The sequence below is a fragment of the Edwardsiella sp. EA181011 genome, assembly GCF_000800725.1.
Lineage (GTDB): Bacteria > Pseudomonadota > Gammaproteobacteria > Enterobacterales > Enterobacteriaceae > Edwardsiella > Edwardsiella anguillarum.
Genome location: NZ_CP011364.1, coordinates 626828 through 648635, shown reverse-complemented (window position 1 = coordinate 648635; position 21808 = coordinate 626828). Strand labels below are relative to the sequence as shown.

The 21808-nt window shown below is 55.3% G+C and carries 20 protein-coding genes; 18 read left to right on the top strand and 2 right to left on the bottom strand.

The genetic code is table 11. From position 1 onward, the window contains the following. The first annotated feature begins 109 nt into the window (after positions 1 to 109). Both ravA and viaA read left to right on the top strand, forming a co-directional pair. Positions 110 to 1624 (top strand): ATPase RavA, encoded by a 1515-nt coding sequence (gene ravA, locus QY76_RS02930; RefSeq protein WP_034164448.1) that lies wholly within the window; start codon positions 110 to 112, stop codon positions 1622 to 1624. A gap of 1 nt (position 1625) precedes the next feature. Next, complete coding sequence (gene viaA / locus QY76_RS02925) at positions 1626 to 3080, top strand: ATPase RavA stimulator ViaA (RefSeq protein ID WP_034164449.1); 1455 nt, start codon at positions 1626 to 1628, stop codon at positions 3078 to 3080. 3 nt (positions 3081 to 3083) lie between these two features. Here viaA and asnA read toward each other — a convergent pair whose 3' ends face one another. Further along, complete coding sequence (gene asnA / locus QY76_RS02920; protein WP_045426616.1) at positions 3084 to 4076, bottom strand: aspartate--ammonia ligase; 993 nt, start codon at positions 4074 to 4076, stop codon at positions 3084 to 3086. 154 nt (positions 4077 to 4230) lie between these two features. Between asnA and asnC the strand changes: the two genes are divergently transcribed. The 15 genes from asnC (at position 4231) to glmS (ending at position 19510) form a co-directional block, all read left to right on the top strand. Continuing rightward, complete coding sequence (asnC, locus tag QY76_RS02915; RefSeq protein WP_012850316.1) at positions 4231 to 4692, top strand: transcriptional regulator AsnC; 462 nt, start codon at positions 4231 to 4233, stop codon at positions 4690 to 4692. 102 nt (positions 4693 to 4794) lie between these two features. Continuing rightward, positions 4795 to 5238: an FMN-binding protein MioC gene (gene mioC / locus QY76_RS02910; RefSeq protein ID WP_034164451.1), complete on the top strand. Its 444-nt coding sequence runs from the start codon at positions 4795 to 4797 to the stop codon at positions 5236 to 5238. Positions 5239 to 5635: 397 nt separating this feature from the next. Continuing rightward, positions 5636 to 7525, top strand: coding sequence for a tRNA uridine-5-carboxymethylaminomethyl(34) synthesis enzyme MnmG (mnmG, locus tag QY76_RS02905; RefSeq protein ID WP_034164452.1), 1890 nt, complete (start codon positions 5636 to 5638; stop codon positions 7523 to 7525). An 85-nt stretch (positions 7526 to 7610) separates the two neighbouring features. Then, entirely contained in the window at positions 7611 to 8231 is a 621-nt protein-coding gene (gene rsmG / locus QY76_RS02900; protein ID WP_034164583.1) for a 16S rRNA (guanine(527)-N(7))-methyltransferase RsmG, read from the top strand. A gap of 651 nt (positions 8232 to 8882) precedes the next feature. Further along, a complete protein-coding gene (atpI, locus tag QY76_RS02895; protein ID WP_034164453.1) occupies positions 8883 to 9260 on the top strand; it encodes a F0F1 ATP synthase subunit I in 378 nt (125 codons plus the stop codon). A 40-nt stretch (positions 9261 to 9300) separates the two neighbouring features. Further along, the gene (atpB, locus tag QY76_RS02890; RefSeq protein ID WP_015873047.1) at positions 9301 to 10119 is read left to right on the top strand and encodes a F0F1 ATP synthase subunit A; all 819 of its coding nucleotides are present in this window, start codon (positions 9301 to 9303) and stop codon (positions 10117 to 10119) included. Positions 10120 to 10169: 50 nt separating this feature from the next. Next, positions 10170 to 10409, top strand: coding sequence for a F0F1 ATP synthase subunit C (gene atpE / locus QY76_RS02885; protein WP_004093904.1), 240 nt, complete (start codon positions 10170 to 10172; stop codon positions 10407 to 10409). A gap of 60 nt (positions 10410 to 10469) precedes the next feature. Continuing rightward, on the top strand, positions 10470 to 10940 hold the full coding sequence (atpF, locus tag QY76_RS02880; RefSeq protein ID WP_012850322.1) for a F0F1 ATP synthase subunit B: 471 nt from the start codon (positions 10470 to 10472) through the stop codon (positions 10938 to 10940). Positions 10941 to 10954: 14 nt separating this feature from the next. Continuing rightward, positions 10955 to 11488, top strand: coding sequence for a F0F1 ATP synthase subunit delta (gene atpH, locus QY76_RS02875; RefSeq protein WP_034164454.1), 534 nt, complete (start codon positions 10955 to 10957; stop codon positions 11486 to 11488). Between the two features lie 12 nt (positions 11489 to 11500). Further along, a complete protein-coding gene (gene atpA / locus QY76_RS02870; protein ID WP_034164455.1) occupies positions 11501 to 13042 on the top strand; it encodes a F0F1 ATP synthase subunit alpha in 1542 nt (513 codons plus the stop codon). Positions 13043 to 13104: 62 nt separating this feature from the next. Further along, entirely contained in the window at positions 13105 to 13968 is an 864-nt protein-coding gene (gene atpG, locus QY76_RS02865) for a F0F1 ATP synthase subunit gamma (protein ID WP_012850325.1), read from the top strand. A 34-nt stretch (positions 13969 to 14002) separates the two neighbouring features. Next, positions 14003 to 15385, top strand: coding sequence for a F0F1 ATP synthase subunit beta (gene atpD / locus QY76_RS02860; protein ID WP_012850326.1), 1383 nt, complete (start codon positions 14003 to 14005; stop codon positions 15383 to 15385). Positions 15386 to 15404: 19 nt separating this feature from the next. After that, positions 15405 to 15824: a F0F1 ATP synthase subunit epsilon gene (locus tag QY76_RS02855; protein ID WP_012850327.1), complete on the top strand. Its 420-nt coding sequence runs from the start codon at positions 15405 to 15407 to the stop codon at positions 15822 to 15824. A 277-nt stretch (positions 15825 to 16101) separates the two neighbouring features. Next, positions 16102 to 17472 carry a bifunctional UDP-N-acetylglucosamine diphosphorylase/glucosamine-1-phosphate N-acetyltransferase GlmU gene (glmU, locus tag QY76_RS02850; protein ID WP_049648753.1) on the top strand — a complete coding sequence of 457 codons (1371 nt, stop codon included), beginning with the start codon at positions 16102 to 16104 and terminating at the stop codon, positions 17470 to 17472. Between the two features lie 208 nt (positions 17473 to 17680). Then, positions 17681 to 19510, top strand: a complete 1830-nt coding sequence (gene glmS, locus QY76_RS02845; RefSeq protein ID WP_045426600.1) for a glutamine--fructose-6-phosphate transaminase (isomerizing) — start codon at positions 17681 to 17683, stop codon at positions 19508 to 19510. A 55-nt stretch (positions 19511 to 19565) separates the two neighbouring features. On the opposite strand, the gene QY76_RS02840 is transcribed toward glmS, so the two are convergent. Further along, positions 19566 to 20402 (bottom strand): glycosyltransferase family A protein, encoded by an 837-nt coding sequence (locus QY76_RS02840; protein ID WP_034164458.1) that lies wholly within the window; start codon positions 20400 to 20402, stop codon positions 19566 to 19568. A gap of 361 nt (positions 20403 to 20763) precedes the next feature. On the opposite strand from QY76_RS02840, the gene pstS reads away from it, so the two are divergent. Further along, positions 20764 to 21804 carry a phosphate ABC transporter substrate-binding protein PstS gene (gene pstS / locus QY76_RS02835; protein ID WP_034164459.1) on the top strand — a complete coding sequence of 347 codons (1041 nt, stop codon included), beginning with the start codon at positions 20764 to 20766 and terminating at the stop codon, positions 21802 to 21804. Positions 21805 to 21808 lie beyond the last annotated feature (4 nt).

The following is a 21808-nucleotide window of genomic DNA, read 5'->3' as shown; positions in this document are numbered from 1 at the left end:
CGCGTTGCCTGTGAATATCTCCCCGATGGCCGTGAATGAAAATAAAAGCTGGTCATACAGGTTATAAATGGATACAACAAAATCATCCATGTTATGAATAGAGAATATTATGACGCAACCTCGCCAATTGGCCGAACGTATTTCACGACTGAGCCAGGCGCTGGAGTCCGGACTGTATGAACGGCAGCAGGCGGTACGCCTGTGTCTGCTGGCGGCGCTGTGCGGCGAAAGCGTCTTCCTACTCGGGCCCCCGGGCATTGCCAAGAGTCTGATCGCCCGTCGGCTTAAGTTCGCCTTTCGCAATGCGCGCGCCTTTGAGTACCTGATGACCCGTTTCTCCACTCCGGAGGAGGTATTCGGCCCCCTCTCTATTCAAGCCCTAAAAGACGAAGGGCGCTACCAGCGCCTGACCCAGGGCTACCTGCCGGAAGCCGAAATCGTCTTTTTGGATGAGATATGGAAAGCGGGCCCGGCCATTCTGAATACCCTGTTGACCGCCATCAACGAACGCCGTTTCCGTAACGGTGATCGGGAAGAGGATATCCCGCTGCGCCTGCTGGTTACCGCCTCTAACGAGCTGCCGGACGCCGACGGAGGGCTGGAAGCGTTATACGACCGTATGCTTATCCGCCTATGGCTGGATAAAGTGCAGGAAAAGAGTAATTTTCGAGCATTGATCAATAGCCATCAGGATGAAAACGCCAATCCGGTTCCCGACAGTCTCAGCATCGACGGCGATGAGTTTCAACGCTGGCAGCAGCAGCTGAGCGGAGTCGCGCTGCCGGATAACGTCTTTGACCTCATATTTCAGCTGCGCCAGCATATCGACACGCTGGAAAATGCGCCCTATATCTCCGATCGGCGCTGGAAAAAAGCCGTACGCCTGCTGCAGGCCTGTGCCTTTTTCAGCGGCCGCGACACCGTCGCCCCCCTCGATTTGATCCTGTTGAAAGAGTGCCTGTGGCACGATCTTTCCTCACGCCAGCTGCTGAACCAGCACATCCAGCAGATCCTGACACAGCAGGCCTACCGGCAGCAGGCGCTGCTGCTGCAGATCCAGCGGCTAGAGGGGCAATGGCTGCAAAGCCAACGAACATATCAGCAGAGCCGCGCGCTGACGCTACGGCATAAATCCGCACTGTTTAACCACCGGGCCCACTATACCCTGCCGGCGGAGCTCACTGCGCCACAGCTCACGCTGCTACTGCTGCAGCCGCTGCGTCTGCACGATATGCAGGTCACCCACCTCAGCGTTGAAACCGCGGCGCTGACCCGCTGGCTGCAAAAAGGCGGCGAACTGCGGGCCCGCCTCAACGGTATCGGCTTTGCCCTGGCCGTTGACGTCGCAATTAATTCACAGCATCAGCTGGAGATCCGCGATATCAGCCATCAACCCAGTCTGCTGAGTCTGCCTGACGGTACGCATCAGCAGGCGGATCCCGCCATTCTGGCCGGTCTTGAGGAGATAAGGCAAACGCTGCGCCAGCAGCGCCAACAGTTCGCCGGGCAGCAGCCCTGCCTGTTTGTCTGCCGCGAGTGGTTGGCTCAGATAGAGGCCAGCCTACTGGAAGTGGATGAGCAGATTAATGCTCTAGCCGCTCGGCTGCAGGGAGAAACCCTCTGACATGCCGTCACTTGAGGCCGTCGAAGCTTTTCTCGTCATGAATGAAAGCGAGCTGCTGCAGGACTTTCTGGTCGGGCTGATGGCGGCCCCCCAGCTAGCGATCTTTTTTGAAAAATACCCCCGCCTGCGCAAGCTCATCGATCGCGAATGGCCCGCCTGGCAGCGCCGACTGCGTAAACGGCTCCACGACACCAGCGTGCCCGACGATCTGGCTCAAGAATTTACGCTGTATCAGCATCAGCTCCTGCTGGGCAGCGGCGAATTCTTCCGCCGCTTACCCTCCACCCTAGCGGCGCTGGATAGCCAAGGCTCTCCGTTTAGCCACAAAGCCCACCAGCTCTGTCCCGATGGGCAGATCACCCACAGCGACAGCTTTCACACTCTGTTTCTACAGCAGTGGCGCCTGAGCCTGGTCGCCCGAACGCTGACACTCCACCATCAGGTGATGGAACAGGAACGAGAGATGCTGCAGCAAGAGCTGCAGCAGCGCATGCAGCTCAGCGGCGCGCTAGAGCCGGTGCTCGTGGAAAATGAAAATGCCGCGGGCCGCCTCTGGGACATGAGCCGTGCGCCGCCGCATCACGGTGACTATCAGCTGCTGGTTCAGTACGGTGACTTCCTTGCCGGCCAGCCAGAGCTGCAGCAGCTGGCTGAACGACTGGGGCGCAGCCGCGCCGCCGATCCCCAGGATCACGCTGACACTCAGCAGGAGATTCGCCGCGTACTGGTACGCGAGCCGGCCGTTATGCCTGAAGAGGTCAGCGGGATCCATCAAAGCGATGAGATCCTACGCCTGATGCCCAGCGAGCTATCGCTGCTGGGGCTCAGCGAGCTGGAGCTGGAGTTTTACCGCCGTCTTCTGGAAAAGCGCCTGATGACCTACCGTCTGCAGGGGGATGCCTGGCGTGAGCAGCAAATTCAGCACAGGGTAACGTACCTCCACCAGCAACAGCAGCCCAGGGGGCCGTTTATCGTCTGCGTCGATACGTCAGGTTCGATGGGAGGATTCCATGAGCAGTGTGCCAAGGCGTTCTGTCTGGCGCTGATGCGCATCGCCCTTGCCGATAATCGCCGCTGCTACATCATGCTGTTTTCTACCGCAATTGTGCAGTATGAACTGACCGCCGACAGCGGCATTGATCAGGCGATTCGTTTCCTAAGCCAGCGCTTTCGTGGCGGAACCGATCTAGCGCGCTGCCTGGCACAAACCTGTACACTGCTGCAGCAGCCGACCTGGCAGCAGGCGGATGCGGTCGTCATTTCCGATTTTATTGCCCAGCGGCTGCCGGAAGAAACACAGGGTCTGATAACCCAGCTGCAAAAACAGAATGGCCACTGCTTTCACGCAGTGGCCATGTCGCCACATGGCAAGCCCAGCATAATGAAAGTCTTTGATTATATTTGGCGCTTCGACAGCGGGATTAAGGGGCGCCTGCTGCGTCGCTGGCGCCATTGAGCCTTAGAGAATCGCCTGCACGCGCTGGCGCATCTCCTGTGGCCATACGCCGCACTGCACCTGACCGATATGTTGCTGCTGCAGCAGCAGCATCACCAGACGGGATTGACCGATGCCGCCGCCGATGGTCTGTGGCATCTCCCCGCGCAGCAGCGACTGATGCCACTCCAGCGCCAGGCGATCCTCATCGTCCGTCAGCGCCAGCTGACGCTCCAGCGCCTTGGCATCAACGCGGATCCCCATGGAGGAGAGTTCAAAGGCATCGCCCAGTACCGGGTTCCACACCAGAATATCGCCGTTGAGCCCACCGAACCCCTCGGCGCCCAGCGAAGTCCAGTCGTCATAGTCCGGTGCGCGGACGTCATGGGCCTGACCGTTTGACAACCGGCCGCCGATCCCCATCAGGAACACCGCGCCCAGCTCACGGGTAATCGCGCGCTCGCGGCCTTTGGCATCCAGATCCGGGTAGCGTCGCAGCAGGGTCTCACTGTGTACAAAATGGATTTCCGCGGGTAAAAACGGCGTTAATCCATACTGCGCGCACACTTCAGCCTCTGTTGTTTTCATCGCGGCATAAATGTGGCGCACCGTCTCCTGCAGATAGGCCGGAGTACGCTCCCCATCGCCCATCACGCGCTCCCAGTCCCACTGATCCACGTACACCGAGTGGATCGCAGAGAGACGATCCTCATCGGGGCGCAGTGCCTTCATGTGGGTATACAACCCTTCCCCCGGCGCAAAGTCATACATTCCCAGCGTCTTACGTTTCCATTTGGCCAGGGAATGCACCACTTCAAAGACGTCCTGCGGCAGGTTCTTCACCTTTACCTGTACCGCCTTCTCATGACCGGAAAGGTTATCCTGCGTACCATCGCCCAATCGGCTCAGGATCGGCGCCTGCACTTCAATGAGACCGAGGCGCTGCTCCAACTGACGGGAGAAATGCGCCTTAACAAAGCTGATCTGCTGCTGTTTTTCAATATAGGATTTTTTCATTGTTGTACTCACTGCCTGTCTGTCCTGTTGGTATTGATTAAGCAACAGATGCGACGATGAATTCAATAATCAACAACAAATATTGCCTTATTGGTTTAAATCAATCATTTTATGGCGTTTATAATTGAATTTTGTCTAAATTTGAAGGTAAAAAATGGCAGAAATTTATCCGATCGATAATCTCGATCGCGGCATCCTCAATGCGCTGATGCAAAATGCCCGTACGCCTTATGCCGAGCTGGCGAAAAACTTTAACGTCAGCCCTGGAACCATCCACGTACGGGTAGAAAAGATGAAACAAGCCGGCGTAATTACCGGCGCCTGCATACAGGTCAGCCCTAAGATGTTGGGCTATGACGTCTGCTGCTTCATCGGCATTATCCTCAAAAGCGCCAAAGACTACCCGGCCGCCCTGGCGCGTCTGGAAAGCCTGGATGAAGTGGTCGAGGCCTATTACACCACCGGTCACTACAGTATTTTCATTAAAGTGATGACCAAGTCTATCGAAGCGCTGCAGCACGTACTTATCAACAAGATCCAGACCATTGATGAAATTCAGTCTACTGAAACGCTGATCTCCCTGCAAAACCCGATCATGCGCGACATCAGGCCCTGATCCGGATCGAGTTATCCGCATTCACACCCAGATTATCCACAGCTAGATCCCAGCAAATTCGCAGCGTACAATAGCCCGTCCAAATCATTCGCTGGGATCATCATGGCAAATATCACCGTTATCAGCGGCAGTACCTTAGGCAACGCCGAGTATGTCGCCGAACATCTAGCCGAAAAGTTAACTGAACGGGGTCATGGCGTGCAGGTACTGCACGGTCCGGGTCTGGATGAGCTGCCCCTGCGGGGCATTTGGCTGGTGGTGACATCGACGCACGGGGCCGGCGAGCTGCCGGATAACTTGCAGCCGTTGTTTGAACAAATAGAGACCCAGCAGCCGGATCTCACTGGGATCCATTTTGGCGCCGTCGGCATCGGCAGCAGTGAATATGACACCTTTTGTGGTGGGATCGCGATCGTCGATCGCATTTTGATCGCATTTGGTGCTCAGCGTCTCGGCGAAATGCTCAAGATCGATATTCAGCGCTGCGATATTCCAGAGGATCTTGCAGAGGAATGGCTGATCGCGTGGGAAAAACTTATCCAATAAGTATGTTTTTTGCCCACTTAGACTGTGCATAAGTCTTGTTATAAGCAGTAAAAAACCGGTAGTTATCCAAATAACAAGCCAGAGCCTTTTTTGCGCCTGTGTATAACAACCAATAAAGATCCCAGCTTTTACGGTCTGGGATCACCGATCTTCCACAGTAAATGATCCTGCGTAGTAACTTGATCCTTATTGAGAAATTCGTGTTATCCACAAAGGATCGCGATCCTAATAGAAGATCTAATAAAGAGATCTTTAAATAAAAAAGATCTTTTAAATACTGGGCGGAGGATCCGACGATCCACGTGGGTTGGACCTGCGCCTAAACTTGAGTAGAATCCCCACCCCTAGGCAAATAACGATCGTTGAGAGCCTTTCGGTTAGCGCGAGGTGTAGTACCATGTTTTACCCCGATCCCTTTGACGTCATCATCATCGGTGGCGGCCATGCCGGTACCGAAGCGGCTATGGCCTCTGCCCGTATGGGCCGCCAGACCCTGTTATTAACACATAATATCGATACGCTCGGACATATGTCCTGCAACCCAGCCATCGGCGGTATCGGTAAGGGGCACTTAGTAAAAGAGGTCGATGCTCTGGGGGGGCTGATGGCTCAGGCGATCGATCAAGGCGGGATCCAGTTTAGAATCCTCAACGGCAGCAAGGGACCGGCGGTGCGGGCAACCCGAGCTCAGGCCGATCGCGTGCTGTATCGCCAAGCGGTACGTATGGCGCTAGAGAACCAGCCCAACTTGATGATCTTTCAACAGGCCGTAGAGGATCTGATCGTTGAAAACGATCGCGTCGTCGGTGCGGTTACTCAAATGGGGCTAAAGTTCCGCGCAAAAGCCGTGGTTCTCACCGTCGGCACCTTCTTGAACGGTAAGATCCATATCGGTCTGGAGAACTACAGCGGTGGTCGCGCAGGCGATCCGCCCGCCATCGGACTGGCCCGTCGCCTGCGTGAGTTACCGCTACGGGTAAACCGCCTAAAAACAGGTACACCGCCGCGTCTTGATGCGCGAACCATCGACTTCAGCGTGCTAGCGCAGCAACATGGTGATAATCCGGCACCGGTATTCTCTTTCCTCGGTGAGGCTAGTCAGCATCCGCGCCAGGTACCCTGCTATATCACGCATACCAATGAACATACCCATGAGGTGATCCGCAGTAACCTGGATCGTAGCCCGATGTATGCCGGGATCATCGAGGGGATCGGCCCTCGCTATTGTCCATCGATCGAAGATAAGGTGATGCGCTTTGCCGATCGTAATGCGCACCAGATCTTCTTGGAGCCAGAGGGTCTGAGCAGCAATGAGATCTATCCAAACGGGATCTCAACTAGTCTGCCGTTTGACGTTCAGATGGCCATCGTACGGTCGATGGAGGGGATGCAAAACACCCGCATTGTGCGTCCGGGCTATGCGATTGAGTATGATTTTTTCGATCCGCGGGATTTGAAACCCACCCTGGAGAGCAAATACATTCAGGGGCTGTTCTTCGCCGGTCAGATCAACGGTACGACTGGCTATGAAGAGGCGGCGGCGCAGGGCCTACTAGCAGGCCTGAACGCTGGACGCTGTGCCGCCGATTTAGACGGCTGGGCACCGCGTCGCGATGAGGCATACCTTGGCGTGCTGGTGGATGACCTGTGTACCCTGGGCACCAAGGAGCCCTACCGCATGTTCACCTCACGCGCGGAGTACCGCCTGATGCTGCGCGAAGACAACGCCGACCTGCGTTTGACCCCTATCGGCCGTGAGCTGGGGCTGGTTAACGATGTGCGCTGGGCGCAGTTTAACCAGAAGCTGGAGAATATGGAGCGTGAACGTCAGCGTCTGCGCGATACTTGGGTACACCCGCAGGCTGAGCAGGCGGCTGAGGTGAATGCGCTGTTAAAAACCCCGCTGTCGCGCGAGGCCAGCGGCGAGGATCTCCTGCGTAGGCCGGAGATGGATTACGCTACGCTGACCTCGCTGTCTCCGTTTTCCCCACCGCTAGCGGATCGTCAGGCGGCTGAGCAGGTTGAGATCCAGGTTAAATACCAAGGATATATTGCCCGTCAGCAGGACGAAATTGAAAAGCAGCAGCGGAATGAAAATACGCTGCTGCCAGCCGACTTGGACTATCGTCAGGTCAACGGCCTGTCCAACGAGGTGATCGCGAAACTTAATGACCATAAACCCAACTCTATCGGTCAGGCATCGCGGATTTCAGGCATTACGCCCGCGGCGATCTCTATTCTGCTGGTGTGGCTGAAAAAGCAGGGAATGCTGCGCCGCAGCCTGTAGCTACGCGCCCATTGGCCGCTGCCCGGCGGCCATTCTTCGCGACCGGCCGTCTTTACGACGGCCGGCTTTGATTGAGGTATATACCGTGAATAAGCAACTGGACACGCTGCTGGCGCAGGCCGGCATTTCGTTAACCGATCAGCAAAAACAACGGCTGCTGGGCTACGTATCCCTGTTGGATAAGTGGAATAAGGCCTATAACCTGACCTCTGTACGCGATCCTCGCGATATGCTGGTACGCCATATCATGGACAGCATCGTTGTTAACCCTTATCTGCAAGGGCAGCGGTTCATCGACGTGGGAACCGGGCCGGGTCTGCCGGGGATCCCTCTGGCCATCGTGCGCCCTGATGCTCACTTCACGCTGCTGGATAGCCTGGGTAAGCGGGTACGTTTCCTGCGTCAGGTTCAACATGAGCTGCACCTGGACAATATTGAGCCGGTGCAGAGCCGGGTCGAGGCGTTTGTCGCTGAGCCGCCTTTTGACGGTGTGATTAGTCGTGCCTTTGCCTCTCTACTGGATATGGTGTCTTGGTGTCGCCACCTTCCCGCCGCGCACCGCGGACGTTTTTATGCCCTGAAGGGCGCGGTTCCTCAGGATGAGCTGCAAAATCTGCCGGCCGGCGTTAGCGTGGAACAACTGATCCGCCTGCAGGTGCCAACGCTGGACGGGGAACGCCATCTGGTGGTACTAAAATCCGATTAATTTTGTTTTTTGTCAAAAAAAGCTAAAAAAAACCATTGCATAGCAAGTGAGCGGATCAATCTTTAATAGCTTGAATCATTTGTAGACGTATATTTTATTTGTTTACTATCTGTTTACAATATTTGCGTGATGATCCGCGTGCCAGCGGGGAGGGAACTCGGCGGCGATCGCCCTCTGCCCTTGCTTTTTTGCCGTATTGTTTTCTGGTTATGGAGGGGGCTAGAAGGGGGGAGCGATATGTCAACAGGCTGTTTCCATTTGGTTTTGAGCTATAGATTGATGAGTTAATCGACTAACTTTATGATTTTAAATGTCTATATTCGCAATATTGGTTAAAAAACAGTCTTAACGCTATGGTATATTGGCTTTTTTGCTGCTTTATTCTGTGATCATCCATCAGAGTAAAAATGTAAGATTGGAATTGTGTTATGTATTGGCTAAAAAGGATATTTCGTCGATTCTGTGTGTTCGGTGATAAATCGTGAAAATATTTAAATTACTATTCACTTTTTGGCTACTTATACATTGAATTTGTAGGGATGCACCGTATAATTTTCACGTTTTTCTGGCTTGACTCAGCCTCGTAAAGGCAGTTTTATTACGTCACTCAAATCAGCATACCTCCTGGGGGGTACGGAGAGAGCAAACGTCATGTCTGGAGCGCTTTATGGCGGGAAGATCGCACGTAACTTGCTGATTCTACAGCTAGTGACCTTTGTTCTATTCAGTATCTGCCTATCGATAAAATCGGTAGGCTGGGGATGGTCCGCACTGTTGGGCGGGCTTTCCGCCTGGTTACCCAACGCCGTGTTTATGCTGTTTGCCTCGCGTTCGCGGGCCGAAGCGCGGGCTGAGGGGCGTATTGCTTGGGCATTCGCTCTGGGCGAGGCGCTTAAAATGGTCTGCACGATAGCCCTGCTTATCGTGTCGCTGGGGTGGTTTAAGGCGGTTTTTCTTCCGCTTGGCCTGACTTACATTGCGGTGCTGGTGGTGCAGGTAGCAGCGCCGGCATTTATAAGTCGTAATTAAAACAGTTACCGTATTAACTACTTAAAGGGTAAGAGGCATCATGTCTGCAGGAGAAATCTCTACGCCACAAGAGTACATCGGTCACCATCTGAACAACCTTCAGTTGGATCTGCGTACTTTTGAGCTGGTGAATCCGCACGATGGCCCAGCATCTTTCTGGACGCTGAACATCGACTCCATGTTTTTCTCTGTGGTTCTGGGCCTGATCTTTTTGGCTCTGTTCCGTAAGGTCGCCAAGAATGCAACCAGCGGTGTGCCGGGTAAGTTTCAGACCGCCGTTGAGCTGATTATTGGCTTCGTCGATGGCAGCGTGCGCGACATGTATCACGGTAAGAGCAAGCTGATCGCACCGCTGGCCCTGACCATCTTCGTCTGGGTCTTCCTGATGAACCTGATGGATCTGGTTCCCATCGATTTCCTGCCGTATATCGCTGAGCACTGGATGGGCCTGCCTGCGCTGCGCGTGGTACCGTCGGCGGATGTCAATATCACCCTGTCGATGGCGCTTGGGGTGTTTATCCTGATTCTGTTCTACAGCATTAAGATGAAAGGGGTAGGGGGCTTCGTTAAGGAGTTGACCCTGCAGCCGTTCAATCATCCTGTCTTTATTCCCGTCAACCTGATTCTGGAAGGCGTCAGCCTGTTGTCCAAGCCGGTCTCCCTCGGTTTGCGACTGTTCGGTAACATGTATGCCGGCGAGCTGATTTTCATCCTGATTGCCGGTCTGTTGCCGTGGTGGTCACAGTGGTTGCTCAACGTTCCATGGGCTATTTTCCACATCCTGATTATTACGCTTCAAGCCTTTATCTTCATGGTTCTGACGATCGTCTATCTGTCGATGGCGTCTGAAGAGCACTGATTATTTTTAACAACACTACTGCGTTTAACTGAAACAAACTGGAGACTGTCATGGAAAACCTGAGTATGGATCTGCTGTACATGGCTGCCGCTGTGATGATGGGCCTGGCGGCAATCGGTGCTGCGATCGGTATCGGCATCCTGGGTGGTAAATTTCTGGAAGGCGCCGCGCGTCAGCCTGACCTGATCCCGCTGCTGCGTACACAGTTCTTTATCGTAATGGGTCTGGTGGATGCTATCCCGATGATTGCGGTTGGTCTGGGTCTGTACGTCATGTTTGCCGTCGCGTAAATGGGGTTTTCCCCGTTAACGCCAACCAAACCGATTAACTAATTTAAGAGGCATTGTGCTGTGAATCTTAACGCAACAATCCTCGGCCAGGCCATCGCGTTTGTCCTGTTCGTCTGGTTCTGCATGAAGTATGTATGGCCGCCGCTTATGGCCGCCATAGAGAAGCGTCAGAAAGAGATTGCTGACGGTCTCTCTTCCGCAGAGCGTGCGAAGAAAGATCTGGACTTGGCGCAGGCCAATGCGACCGACCAGCTGAAGAAAGCCAAGGCTGACGCACAGGTGATCATCGAGCAGGCGAACAAGCGTAAGTCTCAGATCATCGATGAGGCGAAGGCTGAAGCAGAACAGGAACGTGCCAAGATCGTCGCGCAGGCGCAGGCTGAAATCGATGCCGAGCGCAAGCGTGCCCGTGAAGAGCTGCGTAAACAGGTCGCCATGTTGGCAATCGCCGGTGCCGAGAAAATTATTGAACGTTCCGTGGATGAAGCTGCGAACAGCGACATCGTCGATAAACTGGTCGCTGAACTGTAAGGAGGGAGGGGCCGATGTCTGAATTTATCACGGTAGCTCGCCCCTACGCCAAAGCAGCTTTTGACTTTGCTGTTGAGCATAACAGCCTGGATCGTTGGCAGAATATGCTGGCGTTCAGCGCTGAGGTGACCCGCAATGAAAGCGTGGCCGAAATGTTGTCCGGTGCCTTGGCTCCGGAGACCCTTGCGGCATTTTTCATTGATATTTGCGGTGACCAGCTCAATGAATCCGGTCAGAACTTCATTAAAGTGATGGCGGAAAACGGACGTTTACAGGTTATTCCTGACGTGCTGCAGCAGTTTATTGCACTGCGTGATGCGATGGAAGCGACGGCAGATGTGGAAGTCACCTCTGCAGCGCCCCTGACTCAGGCGCAGCTGGATAAAATCAGCGCCGCAATGGAACAACGTCTGTCACGTAAAGTGAAGCTGAATTGCAAAATTGATAAGTCTGTATTGGCCGGCGTGGTTATCCGCGCGGGTGACCTGGTGATCGATGGCAGCATTCGCGGCCGTTTGGATCGCCTGACAGACGTCTTGCAGTCTTAAGGGGACTGGAGCATGCAACTGAATTCCACCGAAATCAGCGAACTGATCAAGCAGCGCATTGCTCAGTTCGACGTGGTGAGCGAAGCTCACAACGAAGGTACAATCGTCTCCGTGAGCGACGGGATTATCCGCGTTCACGGTCTGGCGGACGTCATGCAGGGCGAAATGATCGCGCTGCCGGGCAACCGCTACGCTATCGCACTGAACCTGGAGCGCGACTCTGTGGGTGCGGTAGTGATGGGGCCCTACGCTGACCTGGCCGAAGGCATGAAGGTCAAGTGTACCGGCCGTATTCTGGAGGTTCCGGTAGGCCGTGGTCTGCTGGGCCGCGTGGTGAACACCCTGGGTGAGCCGATCGACGGTAAAGGTCCGGTCGAGCATGACGGGTTTTCCGCCGTTGAAGCCATCGCCCCGGGCGTTATCGAGCGTCAGTCGGTCGATCAGCCGGTACAGACGGGCTATAAGTCCGTGGATGCCATGATCCCGATCGGTCGCGGTCAACGTGAGCTGGTCATCGGCGACCGTCAGACCGGTAAAACCGCGCTGGCCGTCGATGCCATCATCAACCAGCGTGACTCCGGCATCAAGTGTATCTACGTTGCCGTAGGTCAGAAGGCTTCTACCATCGCTAACGTGGTGCGTAAGCTGGAAGAGCACGGTGCGCTGGCTAACACCATTGTCGTCGTGGCCTCGGCCTCTGAATCCGCCGCCCTGCAGTATCTGGCGCCGTACGCCGGCTGTGCGATGGGTGAATACTTCCGCGATCGCGGTGAAGACGCGCTGATCATCTATGATGACTTGTCCAAGCAAGCAGTCGCCTATCGCCAAATCTCCCTGCTGCTCCGTCGTCCGCCAGGCCGTGAAGCATTCCCGGGCGACGTATTTTACCTCCACTCCCGTCTGCTGGAGCGTGCAGCGCGCGTTAACGCTGAGTACGTCGAGACTTTCACCAAGGGTGAGGTCAAGGGTAAGACGGGGTCACTGACGGCGCTGCCGATCATTGAAACCCAGGCAGGTGACGTTTCCGCGTTCGTTCCGACCAACGTAATCTCGATTACCGATGGCCAGATCTTCCTGGAGTCTAACCTGTTTAACGCCGGTATCCGCCCAGCGGTAAACCCGGGGATCTCCGTATCCCGCGTGGGTGGCGCGGCGCAGACCAAGATCATGAAGAAACTGTCCGGCGGTATCCGTACCGCACTGGCGCAGTACCGCGAACTGGCGGCGTTTTCTCAGTTTGCCTCTGATCTGGACGACGCGACCCGCAAACAGCTGAGCCACGGCCAGAAGGTGACTGAGCTGCTCAAGCAGAAACAGTATGCGCCGATGTCCGTTGCTGCGCAGTCGCTGGTGCTGTTTGCCGCTGAGCGTGGCTACCTGGAAGACGTCGAGCTGGCGAAGGTTGGCGGCTTCGAAGCGGCGCTGATGGCTTACGTTGATCGCGAGCACGCCGACCTGATGCAACAAATCAACCAGACCGGTGCTTATAACGACGAGATCGAAGGTAAGCTGAAAGGCATCCTCGATACCTTCAAAGCAACCCAGTCCTGGTAATAGCCTTACGGCCTGCCGGCAGTAATACGGTGGGCCGTAAAAGGTTTTGAGGAGAAGCAGAGATGGCCGGCGCGAAAGAGATACGTAGCAAGATCGCCAGCGTGCAAAACACGCAAAAGATCACGAAAGCGATGGAGATGGTCGCCGCCTCCAAAATGCGTAAAACGCAGGATCGCATGGCGGCCAGCCGTCCCTATGCAGAAACCATGCGCAAAGTGATTGGTCACCTTGCGCTGGGGAATCTGGAATACAAACACCCGTACCTGGAAGAGCGCGATATTAAACGCGTGGGGTATCTGGTGGTTTCTACCGACCGTGGTCTGTGCGGTGGCCTGAACATTAACCTGTTCAAGAAGCTGCTGACAGAGATGAAAGAGTGGAACCAGAAGGGCGTGGATATCGATCTCGCGCTGATCGGCTCCAAGGCAGTCTCTTTCTTTGGGTCCGTGGGCGGCAACGTTGTCGCTCAGGTCACCGGCATGGGAGATAACCCCTCCCTGTCCGAGCTGATCGGTCCGGTGAAGGTGATGCTGCAGGCCTATGATGAGGGCCGTCTGGATCGCCTGTATGTGGTGAGCAACAAGTTCATCAACACCATGTCCCAAGAACCACAGGTCCTTCAGCTGTTGCCGCTGCCTAAGGCAGACGATGCAGAGCTGAAAAGGAAATCATGGGATTACCTGTATGAACCGGATCCGAAGGCGCTGCTGGATACCCTGCTGCGTCGCTATGTGGAGTCACAGGTTTATCAGGGCGTCGTGGAAAACCTGGCCAGTGAGCAGGCCGCGCGAATGGTTGCTATGAAGGCGGCAACCGATAACGGCGGCAACCTGATCAAAGAGCTGCAGTTGGTCTACAACAAGGCTCGTCAGGCCAGCATCACCCAGGAGCTCACCGAGATCGTCTCGGGCGCTGCTGCGGTTTAAGAGCTAGGTTTACGAATTACGTAGAGGATTCAAGATGGCTACTGGAAAGATTATCCAGGTTATCGGCGCCGTGGTGGACGTGGAGTTCCCGCAGGATGCCGTGCCGAAGGTGTATAACGCACTGGAGGTAAAAGGCGGTGCCACTAAACTGGTACTGGAAGTTCAGCAGCAGCTGGGCGGCGGCGTCGTTCGCTGTATTGCAATGGGTTCTTCTGACGGCCTGCGTCGCGGGCTGGACGTAGAAGACCAGAATCACCCGATCGAAGTCCCGGTGGGTAAGGCAACGCTGGGTCGTATCATGAACGTACTGGGCGATCCGGTCGACATGAAAGGCGAGATCGGTGAGGAAGAGCGCTGGGCTATTCACCGCGCGGCGCCGAGCTACGAAGATCTGTCCAACTCCCAGGAGCTGCTGGAGACGGGCATCAAGGTTATCGACCTGATCTGCCCGTTCGCTAAAGGCGGTAAAGTGGGGCTGTTCGGGGGCGCCGGCGTAGGTAAGACCGTCAACATGATGGAGCTTATCCGTAACATCGCTATTGAACACTCCGGCTACTCGGTTTTTGCCGGCGTAGGTGAGCGTACCCGTGAGGGTAACGACTTCTACCACGAGATGACGGACTCCAACGTACTGGACAAAGTGTCTCTGGTCTACGGCCAGATGAACGAGCCGCCGGGAAACCGTCTGCGCGTGGCGCTGACCGGTCTGACCATGGCTGAGAAGTTCCGCGATGAAGGCCGCGACGTTCTGCTGTTTATCGATAACATCTACCGCTATACCCTGGCCGGTACCGAGGTGTCCGCACTGTTGGGCCGTATGCCGTCAGCGGTAGGTTATCAGCCGACGCTGGCAGAAGAGATGGGCGTGCTGCAGGAGCGTATTACCTCCACGAAAACCGGCTCTATCACGTCTGTTCAGGCGGTATACGTCCCTGCGGATGACCTGACTGACCCGTCGCCGGCAACCACCTTTGCGCACTTGGATGCGACCGTAGTTCTGAGTCGTCAGATCGCCTCTCTGGGTATCTATCCGGCCGTTGACCCGCTGGATTCCACCAGCCGTCAGCTGGATCCGCTGGTGGTGGGTCAGGAGCACTATGACACCGCACGCGGCGTGCAGTCCATTCTGCAGCGCTATCAGGAACTGAAGGATATCATCGCTATTCTGGGTATGGATGAGCTGTCTGAAGAGGACAAGCTGGTTGTGGCCCGTGCGCGTAAGATCCAGCGCTTCCTGTCACAGCCGTTCTTCGTTGCGGAAGTGTTCACCGGTTCTCCTGGCAAGTACGTTTCGCTGAAAGACACCATCATGGGCTTTAAAGGCATCATGAACGGTGACTATGACCATCTGCCGGAGCAGGCGTTCTATATGGTGGGTTCTATCGACGAAGCCGTGGAAAAAGCCAAGAAACTGTAACGCCTGATAGGAGGGTGATATGGCTATGACTTTCCATCTGGATGTGGTCAGCGCGGAGCGTCAGATGTTCTCTGGGCTGGTGCAGAAAATCCAGGTGACGGGTAGTGAAGGTGAGCTGGGTATCTACCCGGGGCACGCTCCGCTGCTTACTGCCATTAAGCCTGGCATGGTGCGTATCGTTAAACAGCATGGAGAGGAGGAGTTTATCTACCTTTCCGGCGGCATCCTTGAGGTGCAGTCCAGCGCGGTTACCGTACTGGCCGATACCGCTATCCGTGGTCAGGACCTCGACGAGGCGCGTGCGATGGAGTCGAAGCGTAAAGCAGAAGAACACATCCGCAGCTCGCACGGCGACGTTGACTATGCTCAGGCATCTGCAGAGCTGGCCAAGGCGATTGCCAAACTGCGCGTAATCGAATTGACCAAAAAAATGATGTAAGCAGACGACGGTAAAAAACCTCTCCCCGGCGGAGAGGTTTTTTTTATCGTTAAAAAAAACGCTCTCCCTGGATATTCGCTGCGCAATTGTTGGGCTAATCGCGCGAAAAAGCGCATTGGCGAAGAGAGTGTTTACCCCCCTCCTGCCAAGTTATCTATCATCATCTTATCCCCGCAGTACATCTGGCCTGCGCGCGTTTTGAGTAGAGAAATATGTAGTAATCCCGCCGCTTAACGGGTTTACTTTACCCCATCAATTTGAATGGATCAGATTGCTTATGTCGACATCTCCATTAAGCGTGGTCATCCTTGCCGCCGGTAAAGGAACCCGCATGTATTCCGATCTTCCTAAGGTGTTGCATCCGTTGGCAGGCAAGCCGATGGTGCAGCACGTTATTGACAGCGCGCTGACGCTGGGCGCCCGTCAGGTACATCTGGTATACGGTCACGGCGGCGACCTGCTGAAGGCCCATCTGTCTGGCCAGCCGCTGAACTGGGTGCTACAGGCTCAGCAGCTGGGCACCGGCCATGCCATGCAGCAGGCGGCGCCTGATTTTTCCGACGATGAAGATATCCTGATGCTATACGGCGATGTGCCGCTGATTTCGGCCGCGACGCTGCAGCGCCTGATCGCGGCGAAGCCCCAGGGGGGAATCGGTCTGCTGACGGTAAAACTGGACGACCCGAGCGGCTATGGCCGCATTGTGCGTCATCACGACAGCGTGGTGGGGATCGTCGAACATAAGGACGCCAGCGAATTGCAGCGTCGTATCAATGAGATCAACACCGGCATTCTGGTGGCCAACGGCGCGGATCTGAAGCGCTGGCTGGCCCGTCTGGATAACAACAATGCTCAGGGTGAGTTCTATATTACCGATATTATCGCCATGGCCCATCAGGAAGGGCGGCAGATTGCGGCAGTGCATCCCGAACGCCTGAGCGAGGTGGAGGGGGTTAACAACCGCCTGCAGCTTTCCACCCTGGAACGAGCCTATCAGCAGCAGCAGGCGCAGCGTTTGCTGCTGGCTGGCGTAATGCTAACCGATCCGGCACGCTTCGATCTGCGCGGTGAGCTGGTGCACGGGCGCGATGTGGTGATCGATACCAACGTGATTATCGAAGGCAAAGTGACGCTGGGAGACCGAGTTCATATCGGTAGCGGCTGTGTGCTGAAGGATTGCCAGATCGCCGATGATAGTGTGATTAGTCCCTATACGGTGATTGAGGGTGCCCGGCTGGCACAGGCCTGTACCGTGGGGCCCTTTGCCCGTCTGCGCCCCGGCGCCTGCCTCGATGCGGAGGCTCACGTGGGTAACTTCGTTGAAATGAAGAAGGCATACCTGGGGCGCGGCTCTAAGGCGGGCCATCTGAGTTACCTGGGCGATGCGGAGATCGGCGCTGGGGTGAATATCGGCGCAGGGACTATTACTTGTAACTATGATGGTGCCAATAAACACCAGACGGTGATCGGTGATGACGTCTTCGTTGGTTCAGACAGTCAGCTGGTGGCGCCGGTTACCGTTGGCCGTGGTGCGACGATCGCGGCCGGTACGACGGTAACCAAAAATGTGGGTGACGGAGAGCTGGTGCTCAGCCGGGTGAAACAGGTGCAGCTCAGCGGCTGGAAACGGCCGATGAAGAAAAAATGATCGCGATCGCTGCGACCTAACGGCCGCAGCGGTTTTTCCCTGTGCCCCGATGAGGGACACAGGGAAAAACATAATAACGATCCTGCTAAAGGGATCAGCCCCACTCTCTACAAGGCTCGGGGCAGCGGTGCACAGCGCCGTTTATCAATCAGATCGATACGGGCATCGACAGACCGCTGCGGCGGTTTGGCTATAGGAATCAAACCTTATGTGTGGAATTGTTGGCGCGGTAGCGCAGCGAGATGTGGCAGAGATCCTGCTGGAAGGGTTACGTCGTCTGGAATACCGCGGCTATGACTCTGCGGGTCTGGCGGTCGTAGACGCTCAGGGACATATGCAACGTCTGCGTCGTGTAGGCAAGGTCAACGCGTTAAGCGACGCGGTTGCCCTGTCTCCGATGGTCGGCGGCACCGGTATTGCCCACACCCGCTGGGCAACCCATGGTGAGCCGAACGAGCAGAATGCGCATCCCCATGTCTCCGGCCATATCAGCGTAGTGCACAACGGCATTATCGAAAACCACGAGACGCTGCGCGCGCAGCTGATCGAGCGTGGTTACCGCTTTACCTCCGAGACGGATACGGAGGTGATTGCGTACCTGGTGAACTGGGAACAGCGCCAGGGAGGCTCCCTGCTGGAGGTTGTTAAGCGGGTCATCCCACAGCTGCGCGGTGCGTATGGCACGGTGGTGATGGACAGTCAGCACCCGGAGGCGCTGGTCTGCGCCCGCTCGGGCAGCCCGCTGGTGATTGGCCGAGGGATGGGGGAAAACTTTCTGGCCTCCGATCAGCTGGCGCTGCTGCCGGTCACCCGCCGCTTTATATTCCTGGAAGAGGGCGATATTGCCGAGATAACCCGCCACAGCGTGACGATCTTTGACGCCGACGGTGCACCGGCGGCGCGTGCCGAAGTTGAATCCAACGTGCAGTATGACGCCGGGGATAAGGGGGCCTATCGCCACTACATGCAGAAAGAGATTTACGAACAGCCGCAGGCGATCAAAAACACCCTTGAAGGGCGCTTTAGCCACGGTCAAATCGATCTGCAGGAGCTGGGCGAGGCCGGAGAGCGCCTGCTGTCACAGGTTGAGCATATCCAAATTATCGCCTGCGGAACGTCATACCACTCCGGTATGGTTGCCCGCTATTGGTTTGAGGCGCTGGCCGGCATTCCCTGCGATGTGGAGATCGCCTCTGAATTCCGCTACCGTAAGTCAGCCGTGCGTAAAAATAGCTTGATAATAACGCTGTCTCAGTCAGGTGAAACGGCCGATACGCTGGCGGCGCTGCGCCTGTCCAAGGAGATTGGCTACCTGGGTTCGCTGGCGATTTGTAACGTAGCCAGCTCCTCGCTGGTGCGTGAGTCAGACCTGGCATTGATGACACGCGCCGGTACCGAGATCGGTGTAGCCTCAACCAAGGCCTTCACTACGCAGCTGACGGTATTGCTGATGCTGGTGGCGCGTATTGGCCGTCTGCACGGTATGTCTGCGGAGGCGGAGCTGGAGATTGTCCATGCCCTGCAGGCGTTGCCTAATCGCATTGAGCAGATGCTTTCGCTGGATCGCAGCATTGAGGCGCTGGCCGAAGACTTCCTGGATAAGCACCATGCGCTGTTCTTAGGGCGCGGCGATCAGTATCCGATCGCGATGGAAGGGGCGCTGAAGCTGAAGGAGATCTCCTATATCCATGCCGAGGCCTACGCCGCCGGTGAGCTGAAGCATGGTCCACTGGCGCTGATCGACTCCGATATGCCGGTGGTGGTGGTGGCGCCGAATAATGAGCTGCTGGAGAAGCTAAAGTCCAATATTGAAGAGGTACGCGCCCGCGGCGGTCTGCTGTACGTTTTCGCCGCCCAGAGCGCCGGGTTTAGCGAAAGTGAAGGGATGCGTATTATCGCGCTGCCGCACGTAGAAGAGGTGATTGCACCGATTTTCTATACGGTGCCGCTACAGCTGCTCTCCTATCATGTCGCCCTGATCAAGGGGACCGACGTCGATCAGCCGCGTAACCTGGCTAAGTCGGTTACCGTAGAATAAAGCGCGATCGTGAGATATCAGGGGATGCCTCGGCATCCCCTTTTTATTGAGGGGATTAGCGAGAAAGGGTGGACGATAAATAGCGTAGCCACCATAGCGGCTTCCACCAGCGTTTTTCTGCTGGCAGCGTCGTTGGAAATACACTGTGGCGGTAGATAATCTTCCATTCAAAATTAAGGAAAATGCGGCTATGGCCATATTCATCGCCATATGTTTCGCACTCTTTTCGCTTTTGCAAGTCGACAGGCGTATTGGCTGATAAATCGCGACTCAGGCTATGGTAGCTTTTTTCACGATCGAGCACTCTCTCGTGGCAAATAATTTTCTTTGGCAGATATTTTTGTCGAGAACCATGATATTTATGATATTTAACAAAACGGTAATCCTCTGCGCCGTAGTTACCGGCAAACTCTTCGTCATAGCCAAAGTGGCGAAAGAAACGCGCTCGCGACATAAAAAATAGATTAGAATGGCCTTTGTACCGTCCCTGCTCAGGGCTTGTTCTGTATATCTTATAGAAGTTACGCCCGGGATTTCTCGCGTTGATCAGGTACTCAAATGTTTCGGCCGGCAGTTCGTGATCCAAATCGGTCAGCAAAATTTTATCAGACTTTGCATAGGTAACCCCCAGGTTGCGTGCGCCAGCCTGATTCCATTTAATATCCTCGGTTATCTTTAACCAAGTAATATTCAAGTCAAAACTGCCAATGTCGTAGGTTATCGGGGAGCCATCATCGACAATAATAAACTCCACCGCGCTGCGGATGGATAACGGTAAATTTTCATACTTTCGCAGCAGTGAAAAGACAGATTCAATACTTTTCTGATTGCAGTAAAAGTGTGTCACATAAGACAGTTTAATATGTTGTTTGTCATTGTCTTGGTGAATCATTTAGCGGTTATCCTGTGAGCATAGCCATGAGGTGAGCGATTTTGCCCATTATCACACGGATAGTGGTTAATATCACCAACGATAGTAATATGTATTTGTTGTAGCTCGCAATTTTTAATATATCGTCATACGCGATTTATCTGAGGGCGCTGCGTTTTCTGCTGGCCGTCGAGCAGATGACCGCCGCGCTGACGACGGAACCCGCGGCCTATCGTGCGGCGTACGCCCTGGCCACTGAGTTGTCATAAAACTGTCATAATCCATACATTTTACTGTCATCAAACTGCCTTATTTTGCTACCTGCACCATACTTGATCCGATCGTTCATACGTTAGATGAATAACACTTCCCTGGAGGGAATATGAAACTGATGCGTACCGCTGTCGCCGGGATTGTCGCGGCGACCGTCTCCCTGAGCGCCATGCCTGCCTTTGCGGCGGAGAGCTTGACCGGTGCCGGTGCCACCTTCCCTGCGCCGGTTTACGCCAAGTGGGCTGACTCCTATCAGAAAGAGACCGGTAATAAAGTAAACTATCAAGGCATTGGCTCCTCTGGCGGCGTGAAGCAGATCATTGCCAACACCGTTGACTTCGGTGCCTCCGATGCGCCCCTGAGCGAAGAAAAGCTGGCGGCAGACGGCCTATTTCAGTTTCCGACGGTTATCGGCGGCGTGGTGATGGCCGTTAACCTGCCGGGCATTAAGTCCGGCGAGCTGACGCTGGACGGTGAAACGCTGGGCGATATCTACCTGGGTAAAATTAAAAAGTGGAACGACGCGGCGATTGCCAAGCTGAACCCGGGCGTTAAGCTGCCGGATCAGGCGATTGCCGTGGTGCGTCGCGCCGATGGCTCGGGCACCTCGTTTGTCTTTACCAGCTACCTGAACAAAGTCAACGCACAGTGGAAGAGTGACGTCGGCGCCGGATCTACCGTTAACTGGCCGACGGGGCTGGGTGGAAAAGGTAACGATGGTGTTGCCGCCTTTGTACAGCGCTTGCCTGGCGCCATCGGCTACGTCGAGTATGCCTATGCCAAGCAGAATAAGCTGGCCTACACCAAGCTGATCTCCTCCGAAGGGCAGGCGGTCAGCCCGACGGAGGTCAGCTTCAGCAATGCGGCGAAAGGCGCTGACTGGAGTGCGTCTTTCGCCCAGGATCTAACGAATCAGCCCGGCGATAACGTATGGCCGATCACCTCGACCACCTTCATTCTGGTTCACAAGGAGTCCAGCAAGCCCAAGCAAACGGTGGAAGTGCTGAAGTTCTTCGATTGGGCCTACAGTAAAGGCGCCAAGCAGGCCAACGATCTGGACTATGCGACCCTGCCGGCGTCGGTGGTGGAGCACATTCGTACCGCCTGGAAAAGCAGCGTTAAGGACAGCGGCGGCAACGCGCTGTACTGATCGC